18 protein-coding genes and 1 pseudogene are annotated in these 15,420 nt (G+C 46.6%); 3 read left to right on the top strand and 16 right to left on the bottom strand.

The genetic code is table 11. The features are described from left to right. Position 1 precedes the first annotated feature (1 nt). From AB4H76_RS08920 to AB4H76_RS08880, 9 genes are all read right to left on the bottom strand, one after another. Positions 2 to 1,084: a hypothetical protein gene (locus tag AB4H76_RS08920; RefSeq protein ID WP_064556667.1), complete on the bottom strand. Its 1,083-nt coding sequence runs from the start codon at positions 1,082 to 1,084 to the stop codon at positions 2 to 4. 1,137 nt (positions 1,085 to 2,221) lie between these two features. Then, complete coding sequence (locus AB4H76_RS08915) at positions 2,222 to 4,498, bottom strand: replication endonuclease (RefSeq protein WP_077564870.1); 2,277 nt, start codon at positions 4,496 to 4,498, stop codon at positions 2,222 to 2,224. Continuing rightward, positions 4,488 to 4,763 (bottom strand): DUF5405 family protein, encoded by a 276-nt coding sequence (locus AB4H76_RS08910; protein ID WP_001774094.1) that lies wholly within the window; start codon positions 4,761 to 4,763, stop codon positions 4,488 to 4,490. Before AB4H76_RS08910 ends, AB4H76_RS08915 begins: the two co-directional genes overlap by 11 nt. Next, positions 4,760 to 4,984 carry a TraR/DksA family transcriptional regulator gene (locus tag AB4H76_RS08905; protein WP_001113273.1) on the bottom strand — a complete coding sequence of 75 codons (225 nt, stop codon included), beginning with the start codon at positions 4,982 to 4,984 and terminating at the stop codon, positions 4,760 to 4,762. The genes AB4H76_RS08910 and AB4H76_RS08905 overlap by 4 nt, the downstream gene beginning before the upstream one ends. Beyond that, a complete protein-coding gene (locus tag AB4H76_RS08900) occupies positions 4,984 to 5,286 on the bottom strand; it encodes a DUF5405 family protein (protein WP_001534948.1) in 303 nt (100 codons plus the stop codon). Before AB4H76_RS08900 ends, AB4H76_RS08905 begins: the two co-directional genes overlap by 1 nt. Next, positions 5,286 to 5,510, bottom strand: a complete 225-nt coding sequence (locus tag AB4H76_RS08895; protein WP_000557703.1) for a DUF2732 family protein — start codon at positions 5,508 to 5,510, stop codon at positions 5,286 to 5,288. Before AB4H76_RS08895 ends, AB4H76_RS08900 begins: the two co-directional genes overlap by 1 nt. 63 nt (positions 5,511 to 5,573) lie before the next feature. Beyond that, a complete protein-coding gene (locus tag AB4H76_RS08890; RefSeq protein WP_000217670.1) occupies positions 5,574 to 6,074 on the bottom strand; it encodes a hypothetical protein in 501 nt (166 codons plus the stop codon). After that, positions 6,071 to 6,241 carry a hypothetical protein gene (locus AB4H76_RS08885; protein ID WP_001005162.1) on the bottom strand — a complete coding sequence of 57 codons (171 nt, stop codon included), beginning with the start codon at positions 6,239 to 6,241 and terminating at the stop codon, positions 6,071 to 6,073. The genes AB4H76_RS08890 and AB4H76_RS08885 overlap by 4 nt, the downstream gene beginning before the upstream one ends. 10 nt (positions 6,242 to 6,251) lie before the next feature. After that, positions 6,252 to 6,527 carry a regulatory phage cox family protein gene (locus AB4H76_RS08880; protein WP_000043869.1) on the bottom strand — a complete coding sequence of 92 codons (276 nt, stop codon included), beginning with the start codon at positions 6,525 to 6,527 and terminating at the stop codon, positions 6,252 to 6,254. 114 nt (positions 6,528 to 6,641) lie between these two features. On the opposite strand from AB4H76_RS08880, the gene AB4H76_RS08875 reads away from it, so the two are divergent. Further along, positions 6,642 to 6,941 (top strand): helix-turn-helix domain-containing protein, encoded by a 300-nt coding sequence (locus AB4H76_RS08875; RefSeq protein ID WP_001306384.1) that lies wholly within the window; start codon positions 6,642 to 6,644, stop codon positions 6,939 to 6,941. 115 nt (positions 6,942 to 7,056) lie between these two features. Further along, positions 7,057 to 8,070, top strand: a complete 1,014-nt coding sequence (locus tag AB4H76_RS08870) for a site-specific integrase (RefSeq protein ID WP_000985256.1) — start codon at positions 7,057 to 7,059, stop codon at positions 8,068 to 8,070. 265 nt (positions 8,071 to 8,335) lie between these two features. Here the strand turns inward: AB4H76_RS08870 and yegR are convergent, their stop codons facing one another. After that, positions 8,336 to 8,653, bottom strand: a complete 318-nt coding sequence (gene yegR / locus AB4H76_RS08865; protein WP_001318299.1) for a protein YegR — start codon at positions 8,651 to 8,653, stop codon at positions 8,336 to 8,338. 405 nt (positions 8,654 to 9,058) lie between these two features. Between yegR and yegS the strand changes: the two genes are divergently transcribed. After that, positions 9,059 to 9,958 carry a lipid kinase YegS gene (yegS, locus tag AB4H76_RS08860; RefSeq protein ID WP_000807356.1) on the top strand — a complete coding sequence of 300 codons (900 nt, stop codon included), beginning with the start codon at positions 9,059 to 9,061 and terminating at the stop codon, positions 9,956 to 9,958. Between the two features lie 81 nt (positions 9,959 to 10,039). On the opposite strand, the gene AB4H76_RS08855 is transcribed toward yegS, so the two are convergent. The 6 genes and pseudogenes from AB4H76_RS08855 to gatZ form a co-directional block, all read right to left on the bottom strand. Beyond that, the gene (locus AB4H76_RS08855; RefSeq protein WP_001295426.1) at positions 10,040 to 10,813 is read right to left on the bottom strand and encodes a DeoR/GlpR family DNA-binding transcription regulator; all 774 of its coding nucleotides are present in this window, start codon (positions 10,811 to 10,813) and stop codon (positions 10,040 to 10,042) included. A gap of 105 nt (positions 10,814 to 10,918) precedes the next feature. Continuing rightward, positions 10,919 to 11,959 carry a galactitol-1-phosphate 5-dehydrogenase gene (gatD, locus tag AB4H76_RS08850; RefSeq protein WP_000844219.1) on the bottom strand — a complete coding sequence of 347 codons (1,041 nt, stop codon included), beginning with the start codon at positions 11,957 to 11,959 and terminating at the stop codon, positions 10,919 to 10,921. Positions 11,960 to 12,006: 47 nt separating this feature from the next. Continuing rightward, positions 12,007 to 13,362: pseudogene (locus AB4H76_RS08845) on the bottom strand (PTS galactitol transporter subunit IIC). 3 nt (positions 13,363 to 13,365) lie between these two features. Further along, positions 13,366 to 13,650, bottom strand: coding sequence for a PTS galactitol transporter subunit IIB (gene gatB, locus AB4H76_RS08840; protein WP_000823270.1), 285 nt, complete (start codon positions 13,648 to 13,650; stop codon positions 13,366 to 13,368). Between the two features lie 30 nt (positions 13,651 to 13,680). Further along, on the bottom strand, positions 13,681 to 14,133 hold the full coding sequence (gene gatA / locus AB4H76_RS08835; RefSeq protein ID WP_000182899.1) for a PTS galactitol transporter subunit IIA: 453 nt from the start codon (positions 14,131 to 14,133) through the stop codon (positions 13,681 to 13,683). Between the two features lie 9 nt (positions 14,134 to 14,142). Next, positions 14,143 to 15,405, bottom strand: coding sequence for a tagatose-bisphosphate aldolase subunit GatZ (gene gatZ / locus AB4H76_RS08830; protein WP_000853883.1), 1,263 nt, complete (start codon positions 15,403 to 15,405; stop codon positions 14,143 to 14,145). Between the last annotated feature and the right edge of the window lie 15 nt (positions 15,406 to 15,420).

Genomic DNA, 15,420 nt, shown 5'->3' with positions numbered 1-15,420 from the left:
GTTAGTCACTCGCATGCCTCGCATCACCATCTTCAGGGAAATTGATCCCCTGTCCGATCTCACGGTTCGTTGGACGAGCAGAAACAAAGCCTCTATTTTGTCTTTTTAAACGCAACTCTAGAACTTGAGAAACTCTATCAAAGTTTAATCCATCCATTGCAACCTCTTTTTTCCCTTCAATATGAGATCGAAGTTCCTCACTTATACGATTATCAACCGTTGAAGCGAAGGCTACATCATGATTAAAAATGGCCCCCATAATTAACATAAACGCAATTCCGGCCTTTCTATTATTTGTTTTAAATTGTAGCCAAACATCCCCCGGAGACATCAACATTTGTTGAGCAGTCAAGGATAACTCTCCATTATTAGAAAGTCTTTCCATCTCAAACTGAACAACTTCGTTTGTATACTCGCCATCAAACTCTTCGCCAATTAATAGCGCAAGTACCTGCACTCTATCGACCAGCTCAGCCAGCTGCTTAAGAGTATGATGCCGAATGGCTTCTGCTTGCTCGACTCTTAAGCTAGTACAGAAAATATTATCCGTTATAAAGAATGACATTAACCAATGCAGTACTTCTTCTGACTTCCCGCCCAAAGAGAATACGGTCTGGTATGCAGTAAACGATTTCTGAAGAGCTAATGGAATCTCTCGTCTGCGAACTGGCTCTCCCCATGTGACTCTACGTCTTACATGAAACCCTTCATTATTACCTAAACATTCACGCTCAAAATACGCGGAAGATGCAATAACTCCAGGAACAACCATATCACCTGACAAAGTGAAAACAACATCACCGACCTGCATATCTATGAGGAAATTTTCAATTTGGGTATGAATATTTCTTGAACCAATAGTATCTAACCCATCAACCTTTTGATTAATATTTTCATGGTTAATTTCATCATTAAAGTCAATTTGATCTGGACTTAACCTATCCAAGTGAGCAGTAGCAACCATATTGCATTCAAGGAAGTCTGCAAAATATCTATACTTAATCCCAGGTCTAACGACCCAACACTTTACATTTAAATCAACATGTTGTACTGAAATAGCTCTTTGTGATGAAGTTCCAAGCATAGCTGATCCATAATTCAAAAAATTTTACGCATTTTACATATTTTTATTTAAGACTCTAGAGAGTTAGGAATGATGAATCGCTTCAACAGATTATTTTTTGTGCAGATAGTGTGCTTAAACCAACTCATCGTAACGAAAGCACTCGCCTGAATCGTAAAGATAACATCTCATGACTCGATTCATAGGCTAATAGTATTATGTAATGGTCGTTAATGGAGCGCGCAGTGCTTTCCCCGCCTCGCCCGCCCGCTTCACGGGGCGGTTTTAATGCAGTTGCATAGATACTATGGATCCGCACCAGTCCTGACCGCACGCAGCCTGAACGGACATCCCCAACGCATGCAAAAACATTCACTTGTTGCATGCATAGCTTTTTAAGTACGCCATACCGCAACTGTACATTTTTAAGCAATTGGCAACTTTAAAAAATTTACATTGCTTTCAAGACCTTATCATCCGTAGTCTCTGTTTTTTACTTTGAGCTACATCAATAAAATCTCAAACATGTTTAATGCAAAGCCCTTGTTACACAACATAGAATGTATGTCTAGAAACAACGACATACTATATGTTGTGTTTTTCCGGCTCTCTGTTCGGTGATATGCCAAATCACTTTGCGTTTAAACAGAGCATTATTTCAGGGCAAGACTTCGCTCAAAAGTCATTCCACCTAAGAAGCGCATATACCGGTGGAAGTTGCCCTCTACTTACAGGAGGCAATATGAAGAAATGCTATTACTGCATTCTCGTTCTGGCCCTCTTTGGCTATCCAAACGGTAGTCCGAGTGGTTTGTCAGTAAACGTCAGTAATATCAATGTCAGCATTATGCTTTAATATGCTTGAAACAAAAAAACCACCTGCCAGGGTGGTTTTTTTGCGCCCATCATCAATACGATGAAAGACTGACAAGACTTCGCTCAAGACGAATTATGCGTCGACATAAGGTTCCCCGCAATGATTTTATTAGACTAAATGGATGGCCTTTTATGACCCGGATCAAACGGCTGTCCTTACCTACATGCTAGTCACTCAATAGCATTTAGCCTTCTAATTCAGCATGCTATTGACCTTCTGCTGCCCCATAACTGCTCCGCATAAGCCATTCAATGCCATATCAAATCACGTTGTGTTTTTACTCAAATGGGTAACGAGAACCCCGGCCACTCATCAGCAACCGGATACGTGAATTTTTTCCCGTCATAATTTACGGTCGCGCCACGCGCCAGCGCCTCAAGCTCCCATCGTTGCGGCCTGATACCGTTCTGAGCGAGGTCAACGCGGATACGGGTAATTTGCAATCGTTCAGACCTGGTCAGTCTGGCAGATGGTGCAATTTCATGCGGTTTTAACGGGATTCCGTTTCTTTGCTGACGGTTTGGTGTTCTCAGGTCGTGTTTTAATGCGCCCCTGAGCGCCCTCACGACCTCCGTGTCATTCCATTCGATAACACCGTCATCAACCAGATTAAGCACTGCTGCGGCGTGTTCAGAAGGTGTGGGAGCCGGTAACGAAGTATCACCACCGGTGAGCTTTCCACAGTTATTGACAGGACTCCGAGGCGCGGCGATGCCGCTTTTTAAAGTCAAAGGCTCAACGACCGGAACTTTCGGCACAATGCGCCAGTCCGTCGTTCTGGTGATATGAATATGACGCGCGCCGAGATGCGGCGCGTAAATGCCGACCACTCTCTCGACTTCTTCCTCGTATTCGTTAACGTCATCCGACGGGCTACGGGCGACCCTGACAGTCTGACAATCGCGCGGGACATTTGCCCCGCCCTGCGCGCTGATATACAGCGCAAAATCGCCACTGTCTGCGGCGGCGCGTGCAGCCTCGACGCGTTCGTCAAATTCATCAGCAATGCTGACGCCGCGAGGCAATTTACGTAGCTCACGGTAAGCTCCCATTGTCGGCAGGCCAACCGTTTTAAATTGCGGGATGCGCCACGTTGACGCCCATGCGGTAACAGCCGCGGCAGTGTCTTTCAGCGGCCTGCCGGTATCGTTATCGAGCTGACCATCCAGTGCATAGCCGTCGATGTTTTTTGAAATGTATTTCGCGATATATCCCGCAGCACCGCCCCGGTTAAGGTGTTTTGCCTGAAAACGGTTTCGCGCAGCTCCTCTTTCGTCGCCATCCTCTTTGAGCGCATAGCGACGCATGATTTCGATAATCTGGTTACGCTGGCGTGGATTACAAAAAAGCATCATATGCCAGTGCGGCGTTCCGTCGTGGTGTGGCTCGACGACTCGCAAACCGTAGACCTGTAAATCATTATCCTTGAATGCCGTGCGCATCAGGCTCCAGATACGGCAGAGATAACGCTGCGCATCCTTTGGATTAAATGCCTCATCATTCCAGCCGTGATTAAGCTGGACGGTTTTATTTTCGCCTTTTCCGACCTGACGTGTCGGGTGATACTTTGACGGCGCGGTAAGCGTGATAAACATCCCCACATCACCCTCTGCGGCGGCGTAACGCTCAATACCGGCAATGGTGTTCATCAGCTCCATCCGGCGAATTTCAGGATTAGAAATACTGCCCATCACCTTACTGATAAGGTCGATGCGCTCGCCGGTTTCCCTGTTTTCAAGGTCACACGATTTAAGAAATTCCAGATTTGCCTGGCGGCGCGCACGCACATCACGAATGGCATGTTTACTGGCATAAGGTGAACGGTCTTTATTGACCTCCCCGACAGCAATCAGTAACGCCTCATGCCAGCGCATACGCTGGCCTTTAAGCTGACTAATCCACCACTCATCGTTAAACAGGCGGGCAATGGCAGAATATGCCTGCCTCGTGGTCATCTGCCCTTTACGGTATTTTCTCCAGTAAAGCGGGGAAATATTGAAAGCACGTGCAGCGCCAGCAACATGACCATACAGGTGAGCCTGCGCCTCATCCGTAAACAGCGATTCTTTTTCGCCATGCGCATCCACCCAGGCATCGCAGAGTTCCTCATACATCATGAAAAGCTGCGATGAGATTCGGGCGGCAAACTTTTTCAGCTCCTTGTCATTCATCCCCGGCAGGCGCGCATACTGGTCGCGCTCTGCCAGAAACAGCAACGACGCGTCGGTGTTCATTTCATGGCGCTGATTCACGCGCTCAATGCGCGGCCATAAACGACGCTGAAAAGTGGATGTGAGGAAATAAAACCCGTGCACCGGGCTTTTATTGCGCCGGATGTAGTCATAGCGTGAAGTAAACAGCGAACGCAAAAAGTAAGGCAGGCGGTTAATCGTGGATAAAACACCTTGCACCTGACGCATCTCGTCACGTGTAAGGGGTCTTTCGCGCCCGACGGCCTCGCGTGGCGCGTTCCATGCATAAGCACCGGTAAACGCCTTACCGGTGCCTGCGGCAAATGCTGACGGAGGGACAAAACGCCCGGAGGCTTTAACGGCCATATGAGCCAAAAGCCTCTGAACAACGCTTGCTGAGTTGCTCAACCTGCGCGTTTAAATCAGCAAAAGACTTTGCGCTTCCGGTCAGAATATCGTGATGCATCAGGCCGGAAACGAGCTGGCTTAATTTCGGGTAATAACCAACCACCGACAGCCATTCCTGACCGGCGTTTTTACCGCTTTCCGCTCTCTTTTTCTCGTGGAGAACAAACTGAAAGCTGTCACTGGTAACGACATAACGTTCGCCAATTTCAATACGAATACTCATGCCGTTCTCCGGTAATGTTTGTTTTTTGCTTCAAAGACTGACTGACAGGAAACACAACGCGTGGCTGACGGATAAGCCGCACGACGGGCAGCAGGTATTGGCGCATCACACTCTTCGCAAACCAGCGAAGAAACACCGCAATGTTTTACCCTTGCCGCGTTAATCTGGCGCTCCAGTAATTCAGCCTGTTGTTCCTGAATAAAATCTACGTTGTCCGGCATTACCAGTTCCTTTTGTCGTTCAGTTTTTTAAATTCATCAGCGCAATAGCTGGCGATTTCTGTCGTTAATTTCGTCAGTTCATCCACGGAGGAAATTTGCTTGTGAAATACAGCGCGTTTAACAAGTAAATTGACCACATCAGACAGGAGGTTTAACTCATTCTGATAAATCGCGATAACAGATTCAGTGATGTCGCGTTTTTCTTTATCAAGACAAAGTTGAATAAGAGACAAATCGCCATTTTTCATAACGGCGATTTTTAAGGCGTTATTCAGTAATACAACTGAATGAGAACAGGACATCAAAGCACCTCCCCGCGAGACAATCCGATATTGTGAAATTTTTCCGACTCCTGACTGAGCAGCTCGACTATCTCCACGCGGGATAACTCCGCCTTTGTGATATGGCGAATCATGGCGTCAAGATGAGAAGAAAAGCGCGTCGCAGCGTCGGCCTGTGCTTCGGTTCTGGCCTGTTGCAGCAGTAATGCGTATTTACCGCACTGATTTTCAGAAACTGTATGCATGACTTTCTCCAGGCAAAAAGAAGCCCCGCACGATTAAGTGCGTTAAAAACTCTGGTTAATTATTTAATGCAAATATTGCTCTGGTTTTACCGACGTCAGAATTGTCGGTGCATACTCAAACAGACTGAATAGTTCACGTAATGCACGGAATAAAGCATCACGCCAGTAACATGACTCTTCATTAATTCGCCAGTATGGCTGATTGAATTCTTTTTCAGTCAATCCGGCATGCATAAATAAAGTACGACGCTGACTGACTGTTAAAAAACTAATATATGCATACTCACTTGCGCCAACCTGACGGCGTTTTGAGAATGCCCCACGCAATTCATCAATTGCACAAACAAGCCGTTCACGTTCGACGTCGTTCATTTCTTCAAAACGCATCGTTGCGTGACGCTGTTTTAACTGCGCATGAAAGCAAACTGTTAGCCGTTCGCGCTCCATCATCTGATTATAATAATCACATGTATCCTGCCAGCGAGGAACGGCAAGATGCTTACCAATTATCCGGCGCATAGCTGCTGGCTGTTTTTCAACGAGATTGAGCGTCATCACTGTCATTTCCATACCCTCCGGCTTTTCAGAAAGGTCAGAGCCTTTTTTAACGGACTCTGTTTTTTGGTGCGGATAATGATTCCCTTACGCCCCTTACCGTGGGTGATGGTGAAGTCAATCGCCCTGGGGCTTTCGTTACGCAGTAACTGAGCAATACAACGAGGCTCATTCATACGGTTCTCCTTAACGTGGTTCACCGAGACCTAACCACATCAACCAGCCGTCACGAATCTCTTTAGGGCGGCTTTCATAAGCCAGTTTTAGTCCGTTATTCCATGCCGGAAGGTATACCCAATATTCACCTGCACGACCTGAAGCTGATTGTGGATCGGTCATATCAATTACAGGCAGCTTTCCTTTATCGATCATCCGACGAACCGCTCCTGTCGATTTTCCTATTAGTTTTGCGAACTCCTGATAAGGAATCGCATCAGTCATGAGTGTTACTTGCTTGCTCATGTCGTCCTCTAGCCCTCATGAATTGCGTTTAATGTCTTATAATGCCTTTTAGTGCCCACATCCAAGCACTAAACAATCTACATCTAAACTAAATACTATTGAGATCTAAACACCATGTCAAACACGATAAGCGAGAAGATAGTCTTAATGCGAAAATCAGAGTATTTGAGCAGACAACAACTTGCTGATTTAACAGGGGTTCCGTATGGCACGCTGAGTTACTATGAAAGTGGTCGTTCAACACCTCCAACAGATGTCATGATGAACATCCTGCAGACCCCACAATTCACCAAATACACTTTATGGTTCATGACCAATCAGATCGCTCCTGAGTCCGGGCAAATTGCGCCCGCTCTCGCACACTTTGGGCAAAACGAAACAACGTCGCCCCACTCCGGTCAAAAGACTGGTTAACAATTCATCGTGAATATATTCATCACAAGTGCCTACTATTGGTGGCTAAATTTCAGCCACCACGAAAAAAGCGATTAGTAGTCGCAAAAAAACACACCACTCGGAGGGTTTTCTGATGGCAATCAAAAAACTCGATGATGGTCGATATGAAGTGGACATCCGCCCTACTGGACGTAATGGAAAACGCATCCGTAGGAAGTTTGATAAGAAAAGCGAAGCTGTCGCTTTCGAGAAATACACGTTGTACAACCACCACAATAAAGAATGGCTATCAAAACCAACAGACAAGCGACGTCTGTCGGAGCTGACACAGATCTGGTGGGATTTAAAGGGTAAACACGAAGAGCATGGGAAATCTAATCTTGGAAAAATTGAAATCTTCACAAAAATAACGAATGACCCATGCGCATTTCAAATTACGAAATCGCTTATCAGCCAGTACTGCGCCACCCGAAGAAGTCAGGGTATTAAACCTTCGAGTATCAATCGTGATTTAACATGTATTAGCGGCATGTTTACAGCCCTGATTGAAGCGGAGTTATTCTTTGGTGAGCACCCTATCAGAGGGACAAAAAGGCTTAAGGAGGAAAAACCAGACACAGGCTATCTCACGCAGGAAGAAATTGCCTTACTGCTTGCTGCTCTTGACGGCGACAACAAAAAGATTGCGATTCTTTGCCTGAGTACTGGAGCACGTTGGGGAGAAGCAGCTCGTTTGAAAGCAGAAAATATCATCCATAACCGCGTCACGTTTGTTAAAACGAAAACAAACAAACCACGCACCGTCCCGATCTCAGAGGCTGTTGCCAAAATGATCGCGGATAACAAACGAGGTTTTTTATTCCCTGATGCTGATTACCCTCGCTTCAGACGAACAATGAAAGCAATAAAACCGGATTTGCCAATGGGGCAAGCCACACATGCACTAAGGCACAGCTTTGCCACTCATTTCATGATTAATGGAGGAAGTATTATCACGCTACAACGGATACTAGGTCACACGCGGATTGAGCAAACTATGGTTTACGCTCATTTTGCGCCAGAGTACCTTCAGGACGCCATTTCTCTTAATCCGCTAAGAGGTGGTACTGAGGCCGAGAGTGTCCACACAGTGTCCACAGTAGAGTAACGTTTAAGGGCTTTCAGTGGTAATTTATGCCGCTCAAACCCGCATTGTACCGTTGAAAGCCCCTACTGGTGACACCCTAAATCTCCCTTACACGGGCTTATTTTTTTATGCATAAGCCCTATCTCTGGTAACCGTCTTCCATTGACCACATCGATAGAATCCTCCTTCATAGCACGATGCCTTTCACTTATCGGCATCGTGCTCCCACAGGTTCCGGCTACGCACAGCCAGAACGCGCATATTTGACGCTTACCAAAAAATATTCTCACTCTCCACATTTGAATGTCAGACGAGCGACACCATGTAATCCTACACCTTCTGTCTTCAGCTCAACTATTTGCATTTTTTTGCCCTGAGTAACACAGAAATGAGTTGCATCATTTTTTACTATATTTTCTGCACCAGATATTCTACCCCTGGCTAAAGAAGCTTCGGCTTCGGTGTAGTATTGGTTATCGAGTTTACGCTGAATATTACTTTTATATGCAAGACCAAATTTACCGATACTTGTCTCATCATTATGCACAGCACAACCAGACATAATAAAAATACTAATTAATGATATAGCAGCTATCTTTTTCATCTCACCTTCCCCCATTAAATACCAACGACACTCTCTAGTGTTTAAATATAATAATGGCATGATTATTATAATTGAATAGGATTATAATAAATGTTCTGTACAACATTTCCTACATAAGTAGGAATTACGGACATTGAGGCCCTTCAGGGTAACTCCATGGGGGCTTTAATATATTATATTGAAGATGCCACTGTTTAGTTGAATATTAGGTATATGCTCTTTTTTGAAATTTATCGGTGGCAGCCGTTAGTATTCGCTGTCCCCATTGCAAGCTCCTGGTGGTAACCACTGAATCCTCCATACTTGAACTGACTTTTTATCCTCCGACTTTCATCCTGTTCTGACTCCACCTTTTGTTTTCTGCTCTACACTATCTACAGACCAATCATAAAGGCACATACGATCATGGCAGAATTTCCCGCCAGCTTACTGATTCTTAATGGCAAAAGTACTGACAATTTACCCTTGCGCGAAGCAATTATGCTGTTGCGTGAGGAAGGAATGACGATCCATGTGCGGGTCACCTGGGAGAAAGGCGATGCCGCACGATATGTAGAGGAGGCCCGGAAGTTGGGCGTCGCAACGGTGATTGCCGGTGGTGGCGATGGCACCATTAATGAAGTTTCTACGGCGTTGATTCAGTGTGAGGGGGATGACATACCCGCGCTGGGAATTTTGCCATTAGGAACCGCCAATGATTTTGCCACCAGTGTAGGGATTCCTGAGGCACTGGATAAGGCGCTGAAACTGGCAATTGCCGGTGACGCCATTGCGATAGATATGGCGCAGGTCAACAAACAAACCTGTTTTATTAATATGGCGACAGGCGGATTTGGGACGCGTATTACCACAGAAACGCCGGAAAAATTAAAAGCCGCACTGGGTAGCGTCTCTTACATCATTCATGGCTTAATGCGTATGGATACTCTGCAACCGGACCGTTGTGAAATCCGCGGTGAAAACTTTCACTGGCAAGGTGACGCCCTGGTCATTGGTATTGGTAACGGGCGTCAGGCCGGTGGCGGTCAGCAATTGTGTCCGAACGCGTTAATTAACGATGGCTTGCTGCAACTGCGCATTTTTACCGGCGATGAAATACTTCCGGCTCTCGTATCAACCTTAAAATCTGACGAAGATAACCCGAATATTATCGAAGGCGCTTCGTCGTGGTTTGATATTCAGGCACCACACGACATCACCTTTAATCTTGATGGCGAACCGTTGAGTGGGCAAAATTTTCATATTGAAATACTTCCGGCAGCGTTGCGTTGTCGATTACCACCAGATTGTCCACTGTTGCGTTAATCAAACTATTCTCTCTTGAACCAGGGAGAATCCGTAATGCCGGATGCGGTGTAAACACCTTATCCGGCATACAGAACAATACTACACCGTAATTAATTTTACCCGCGTCTTCTGCAATGCCAGTTTATCCACCTCTGACACAGCATCATCGGTAATAATAATGTCAATTTTTTCGATTGGTAGTACCTGATTAAAACCGCGACGGTTAAATTTCGATGAATCGAGAACGGCAATCACTTTATTAGCGGCTGTGACCATCGCACCGCTAATAGAATAACCTTCATTAAAGGTCGTAATACCATTAACCGCATCAATACCATCAGCACCGACAAACATTAAATCGGCATTAATATCCTGTAATGAACGCTCGGCAATGGAACCATGCATCGAGCGCGTTTTATGGCGGACCGTGCCACCACAGACGACCAGAGTAATGTCTTTATTTTCGGAAAGGGCAAACGCTGCCGGGAGACTGTTGGTAATCACCGTGATATTTTTGGCGGTCATTAATCCTTCGGCGATAAGCATTGTCGTACTTCCGCTGTCGAGAATAACGGTCATCCCTTCGTGGATCATTTTGACTGCCGCCTGCGCTATTCTGTTTTTTGGCGCGCTGGCGAGCTGAAATCGCTCTTTAAACCCGACTTCCTGGGTCTCGGTTTCACTATTACCAGACATTATTTTCGCCGCACCGCCATGAAAGCGCGTAACCACGCCTTTTTGTTCGAGAAAGCGCAAATCGGCACGGATTGTCGCTTCCGAGGCAGCAAATACTCCCGCCAGATCCTGAACAAGCACGGTTCCCTGTTCATTCACTAATTGGATGATCTTATTCCTTCGCTCGAATGAATTCATCGTCATTTACCCATATTCAATTGTGGCTAGTGTAAACGAAGGGGGACCATTGGTGAATGATCTGTTTTGCACAATACCGGGCCAGCATCACGCTGGCCCGCGGTTTCAGGGAATGAGCAACACTTTGCCCGGCATAGCATTACGAGCGATGTCACGCACCGCCTGGGCGAAGCTTTCAAAGCTTCCACGGTGAGCGATTAATGGCTCCAGGCTTAACTTACGTTCTGTCAGCAACCGGCTCGCCGTTTCCCACTCCTGCCCCGGCCAAGGGCTGGAGTAGTTCATCCAACTGCCGATAACCGTCAGCTCTTTACGCAATATTTTGCCAAACGTTGCCGATGTTAAATGCAGATCCTGATGCAACGTGCCCACCAGCGCCAGTTGGGCATGAGGACCGGCAATCTCTACCGCCAGTTCGACAGTTTGCGGTACGCCAGCCGTCTCGAGGATAAGCTGATTAAAGCGCAGTTCGCGTAAAACGCTCTGCATTTGCGGCGCGCTCATTTCGCTACTGTTAAATGTTTGCATCGCACCGAAAGATTTTGCCAGTGCCAGTTTTTCTGAACTAATGTCGATCGCCGTCACACTCTTTGCTCCCAGCGCGACAGCGCACTGAATGGCCAGCAGGCCAATGGTTCCGGCACCAATAATAATAACGTTTTTATTCTCACAACCTTGCGCTAAATGAAAAGCATGCAGACCAACGGTAATCGGCTCAATAAAAGCCCCATCCTCAATAGGCATATCCGTGGGTAGAGCAAAGACATTTTTTCGCTTAACGACAATATATTCAGCAAATCCACCATCACGCCGCGAGCCAATAAAATCATATTTTGCGCACTGGGAATAAAACCCTTTCAGACACTCTGGACAAGTAAAACAGGGTAATAACGGCACACAGGCAACCGCATCGCCAGGGTGTAAATCATCAACACCGGATCCCACCGCATCAATATAGCCGCTAAATTCATGGCCTAACGTTATTGGATAATAATGTGCACCATTTTTAAATATCCTGGGTAAATCGGAACCACATAAGCCCGAGCTGGCAATTTTTACCCGCACCTCATCCTGATGTTTAATTTCAGGAATGACGCTTTCTGCAACGCGCACGATACCATCAGTATCATTCACCACTGATTTCATAAAAACTCCTGATTGTTAAGGGGGATAACCTCCCCCTCAGGTAAAAATTATTCTGCGAGAACGACTTTCTCTTGTTTAATAAAGCCACGCGCTCTACGCCAGGTCATGAAAATACCGGTCAGATAAATTGCACCGATAATAATGAAACCGGGAATATTTTGCGGGGAGAAAACCTAAATCAGTAACCAGGTAATGGGAGAACCGCCCTGATCCATTGAAGCCACCATACCCCCGGCTTTTAACGCCCCAGCATTAGCCGCCAGTTGGGTGTGCAAACCAATAGTTTGCGTCGCGATCCACAGGGTGATGCTCATAATGATGACACCCGAGATTAAGGTGCGGAACAGATTTCCACGATGCACGGCGACCGCCATCGCCACGAAGAAGCCGATGGTGGCAAGATCGCCAAACGGCAGCACCTGATTACCCGGCACACAAACAGCAATTAAAATGGTGAGTGGGATAAAAATCAGGCTTGCCGATACCACCGCCGTATGTCCCAGCAGCAACGCCGGATCAAGGCCAATCAGGAACTCCTGACCGCCGAACTTCGCCTGTAAACGACTACGAGCCTGCTTAGCGATGGGCGTTAAACCATCCATGATGGGTTTAATCACCCGTGGCATTAGCAGCATCACTGCCGCCGTTTTTACCGCCAGCTGCAATACACCTTTGACATCGTAACCCGCGAGGATGCCGATAATCAGCCCCATCACAAAACCCACGGTGACAGGCTCGCCAAATGGACCAAATTTGCGCTGAATATCGTCGGCGCTAAATTTAATTCGGTTAACGCCTGGGATTTTCTCGATGATAGCATCGACCAGCACCGCAATCGGCCCCATATACGCCGACGTACCGTGCGGAATAGCAATACCTTCCAGCTCAAAGAAATTTCGGGTATCGCGGGCAAACCAGTCGCCGAGCTTATAAACAAACGCCGCGTGAATTACCACACCTGCCATCCCTATCATCCATGAACCGGTTGCCAGATGCAGCAACGCGCCGGTGAAGGTCATATGCCAGATATTCCAGATATCAACATTTACCACCCGCGTCATACGGGTCAGTAACATCGCCACGTTAACCAGAATCGCAATCGGAATCGCCACCAGCGCAATTTGCGACGCCCAGGTCATTGGTGAAGAGCCCGGCCAGCCAACATCGACCACATGCAGATTCAGGTCGAAATTTTCCGCCATCGCTTTCGCCGCCGGGCCAATGGAATCCAGCATTAAGCCAATCACAAGGCCAATGCCAACAAAGCCAATCCCGATATGCAGACCCGCTTTAAAGCAATCGCCTGCCTTCATGCCTAATATTTTAGAAAAAATAATGATGACAATCGGCAGCATCACCGTAGGGCCGAGGTCGAGAATATAACGCATGACTTCTGAAAACATAGGTCACCCCTGTAAGATAGTCAGAATTTTATTTTGTAATGCTTCGATACCGATACCAGAAATAAAAGGCATGCCGTGAACTAACGGAATATCGCCAAAACTACGATCCACTTTGGCAGTGGTGCATATCAAATGCACACCATCCATATAGGTTTCTATTTCATTAACCCGACACTGGATTAATTCAACAGGAATATTATGATTCTGACACAACTCTTTAATTTCTTCCGCCGCCATCGTAGAGGTCGCAACCGCGCCTCCGCAAGCGACAATAATCTTGCGTTTCATAAATAGTCCTTTTTATTGTTACAGAGGGATTTATTCGTCTGAATCTAAAACATACTTTGTGAAGTATTCCTTTAACTGGGTTTCAGGAAGAGTGATTAGTGTCTCGACGATATCGGGCTGTTGTAACTTGCCAAATAAACAGCGTAAAAGTTTCAATTGCTGCTGCGGATTTTCCACAATCAACGCAATAACCAACGATACCGCCACGTCGTTATCATCATCCGCTTGCTGAAAATGAACTTTATTTGTTGGCCTTAACAGATAAATGGCTGACGACTTAGCATGAATCGCCTCACAATGCGGTATTGCAATAGCGTGCTGCTCAAGCATTATCCCGGTAGGGAATTCTGCTTCTCTGGCAATTAATGCCTGTGGCCAGGTATCATGAACCACACCTTTGGCGAGCATCTCATTACCGATATGGGTTAAAACTTCGCTACGATCGACAAAAGAAATTCCGCTACGAACAAACAGGTTAGTCATATACCGTCCTTATTCCGCACAGCCGTAGCGATAGGCGCGCAAAACATCATAAATTTTATCCATAATCAGCTGATGCGGTATTGCTGATAATTCCCCGGACTGAATGCGTTCAAATTGTTTGGGAAGATACTGACTAATCATGCCCAGTGGGATGTCCACGCCTTCAAGATTCACCATCATCGTTTCGACGCTATTTTTAATCCGACTATGCGGCCAGTAATAACGAATACGATCCGACAGGCTGTAACGAATATCCAGTAATGAATCGTTAAAACCCGTACGATAATATTTTTTCCAGTATTGCGGTTCGTCGAGCATCACTTCTTCAATTACCGCCAGGCAACCGCTGCGATTTTCAGGGGCGATAAGTTCCTGCTCAATTTGTGCCAGTGCAAATATCGCCTCGCGTAAAGCAAAGGTTAATGCGGGACCGACTTTCAATATTGCAAAGTGATCGCGGACTAATTCCCAATAAGCCGTCCGGGTCTGGTAATCGGTAGAATGTGCTTCATAAACCATTCGGGTGTTTTCTATCCATTGCGCCAGCGGCTGCGCTTCCTGCGGCTGATAATGGATAATATTGCTGTGATCAAATTCCACACCCGGCTGCACCACGATGGCAATCACACGTGTTAACGCCTCTGTCAGCCCACGGGCAATAAAGGCCTTTTGATGCGTACGTAAAGTATTGGCGGCATCTTCAACATGGGTGATGTGTACTGACTGAATGGCGCTGGCCTCACCGCCCGGAACCGGAACTTCGGTGCCAATGACATAGCTCAGTTGCTCACGCTGGCAATCTGTCGCCACACTTTCCGCAGCAAAGCAAAGCACAGCAGCTCGTTCCGCAACCGTTTCTGGTGCTAACGGTATGGGATCCCCCGCGCAGGACATTGACGCATCAAGATGAATTTTACTGAAGCCGGCACGAACATATTCCTTTACCAGCTCGACGGATTTTTCCATCGCCGCATCCGCATTTTCTTGCTGCCAGCAGTTTGGCCCCAGATGATCGCCGCCGAGAATAATGCGTTCGCGTGCAAACCCAACTTTATCGGCAATCGTAAAAACAAATTCGCGAAAGTCTGCCGGTGTCATTCCGGTATAACCGCCAAATTGATTGACCTGGTTTGACGTTGCTTCAATCAGCACTTTGCGCGTGCTGTTGCGATCAAATGCCAGCGCCGCTTCGATAACCAACGGATGGGCAGAACAGACTGAACATATGCCGATATGTTCACCAGCTTTATGCCGGGCAATTAACGTTTTCATGTTTTTTCCTTGTTA

Source organism: Escherichia sp. UTM R2, from assembly GCF_048593455.1.
Taxonomy (GTDB): domain Bacteria; phylum Pseudomonadota; class Gammaproteobacteria; order Enterobacterales; family Enterobacteriaceae; genus Escherichia; species Escherichia coli.
The sequence above is the reverse complement of the archived record's forward strand: the minus strand, read 5'-3'. Positions and strand labels throughout refer to the sequence as shown.

Excerpts from the sequence above, each read along its gene's own strand:
- AB4H76_RS08920 (WP_064556667.1), bottom strand. The coding sequence starts at position 1,084 with ATGCTTGGAACTTCATCACAAAGAGCTATTTCAGTACAACATGTTGAT.
- AB4H76_RS08915 (WP_077564870.1), bottom strand. The coding sequence starts at position 4,498 with ATGGCCGTTAAAGCCTCCGGGCGTTTTGTCCCTCCGTCAGCATTTGCC.
- AB4H76_RS08910 (WP_001774094.1), bottom strand. The coding sequence starts at position 4,763 with ATGAGTATTCGTATTGAAATTGGCGAACGTTATGTCGTTACCAGTGAC.
- AB4H76_RS08905 (WP_001113273.1), bottom strand. The coding sequence starts at position 4,984 with ATGCCGGACAACGTAGATTTTATTCAGGAACAACAGGCTGAATTACTG.
- AB4H76_RS08900 (WP_001534948.1), bottom strand. The coding sequence starts at position 5,286 with ATGTCCTGTTCTCATTCAGTTGTATTACTGAATAACGCCTTAAAAATC.
- AB4H76_RS08895 (WP_000557703.1), bottom strand. The coding sequence starts at position 5,510 with ATGCATACAGTTTCTGAAAATCAGTGCGGTAAATACGCATTACTGCTG.
- AB4H76_RS08890 (WP_000217670.1), bottom strand. The coding sequence starts at position 6,074 with ATGACAGTGATGACGCTCAATCTCGTTGAAAAACAGCCAGCAGCTATG.
- AB4H76_RS08885 (WP_001005162.1), bottom strand. The coding sequence starts at position 6,241 with ATGAATGAGCCTCGTTGTATTGCTCAGTTACTGCGTAACGAAAGCCCC.
- AB4H76_RS08880 (WP_000043869.1), bottom strand. The coding sequence starts at position 6,527 with ATGAGCAAGCAAGTAACACTCATGACTGATGCGATTCCTTATCAGGAG.
- AB4H76_RS08875 (WP_001306384.1), top strand. The coding sequence starts at position 6,642 with ATGTCAAACACGATAAGCGAGAAGATAGTCTTAATGCGAAAATCAGAG.
- AB4H76_RS08870 (WP_000985256.1), top strand. The coding sequence starts at position 7,057 with ATGGCAATCAAAAAACTCGATGATGGTCGATATGAAGTGGACATCCGC.
- yegR (WP_001318299.1), bottom strand. The coding sequence starts at position 8,653 with ATGAAAAAGATAGCTGCTATATCATTAATTAGTATTTTTATTATGTCT.
- yegS (WP_000807356.1), top strand. The coding sequence starts at position 9,059 with ATGGCAGAATTTCCCGCCAGCTTACTGATTCTTAATGGCAAAAGTACT.
- AB4H76_RS08855 (WP_001295426.1), bottom strand. The coding sequence starts at position 10,813 with ATGAATTCATTCGAGCGAAGGAATAAGATCATCCAATTAGTGAATGAA.
- gatD (WP_000844219.1), bottom strand. The coding sequence starts at position 11,959 with ATGAAATCAGTGGTGAATGATACTGATGGTATCGTGCGCGTTGCAGAA.
- gatB (WP_000823270.1), bottom strand. The coding sequence starts at position 13,650 with ATGAAACGCAAGATTATTGTCGCTTGCGGAGGCGCGGTTGCGACCTCT.
- gatA (WP_000182899.1), bottom strand. The coding sequence starts at position 14,133 with ATGACTAACCTGTTTGTTCGTAGCGGAATTTCTTTTGTCGATCGTAGC.
- gatZ (WP_000853883.1), bottom strand. The coding sequence starts at position 15,405 with ATGAAAACGTTAATTGCCCGGCATAAAGCTGGTGAACATATCGGCATA.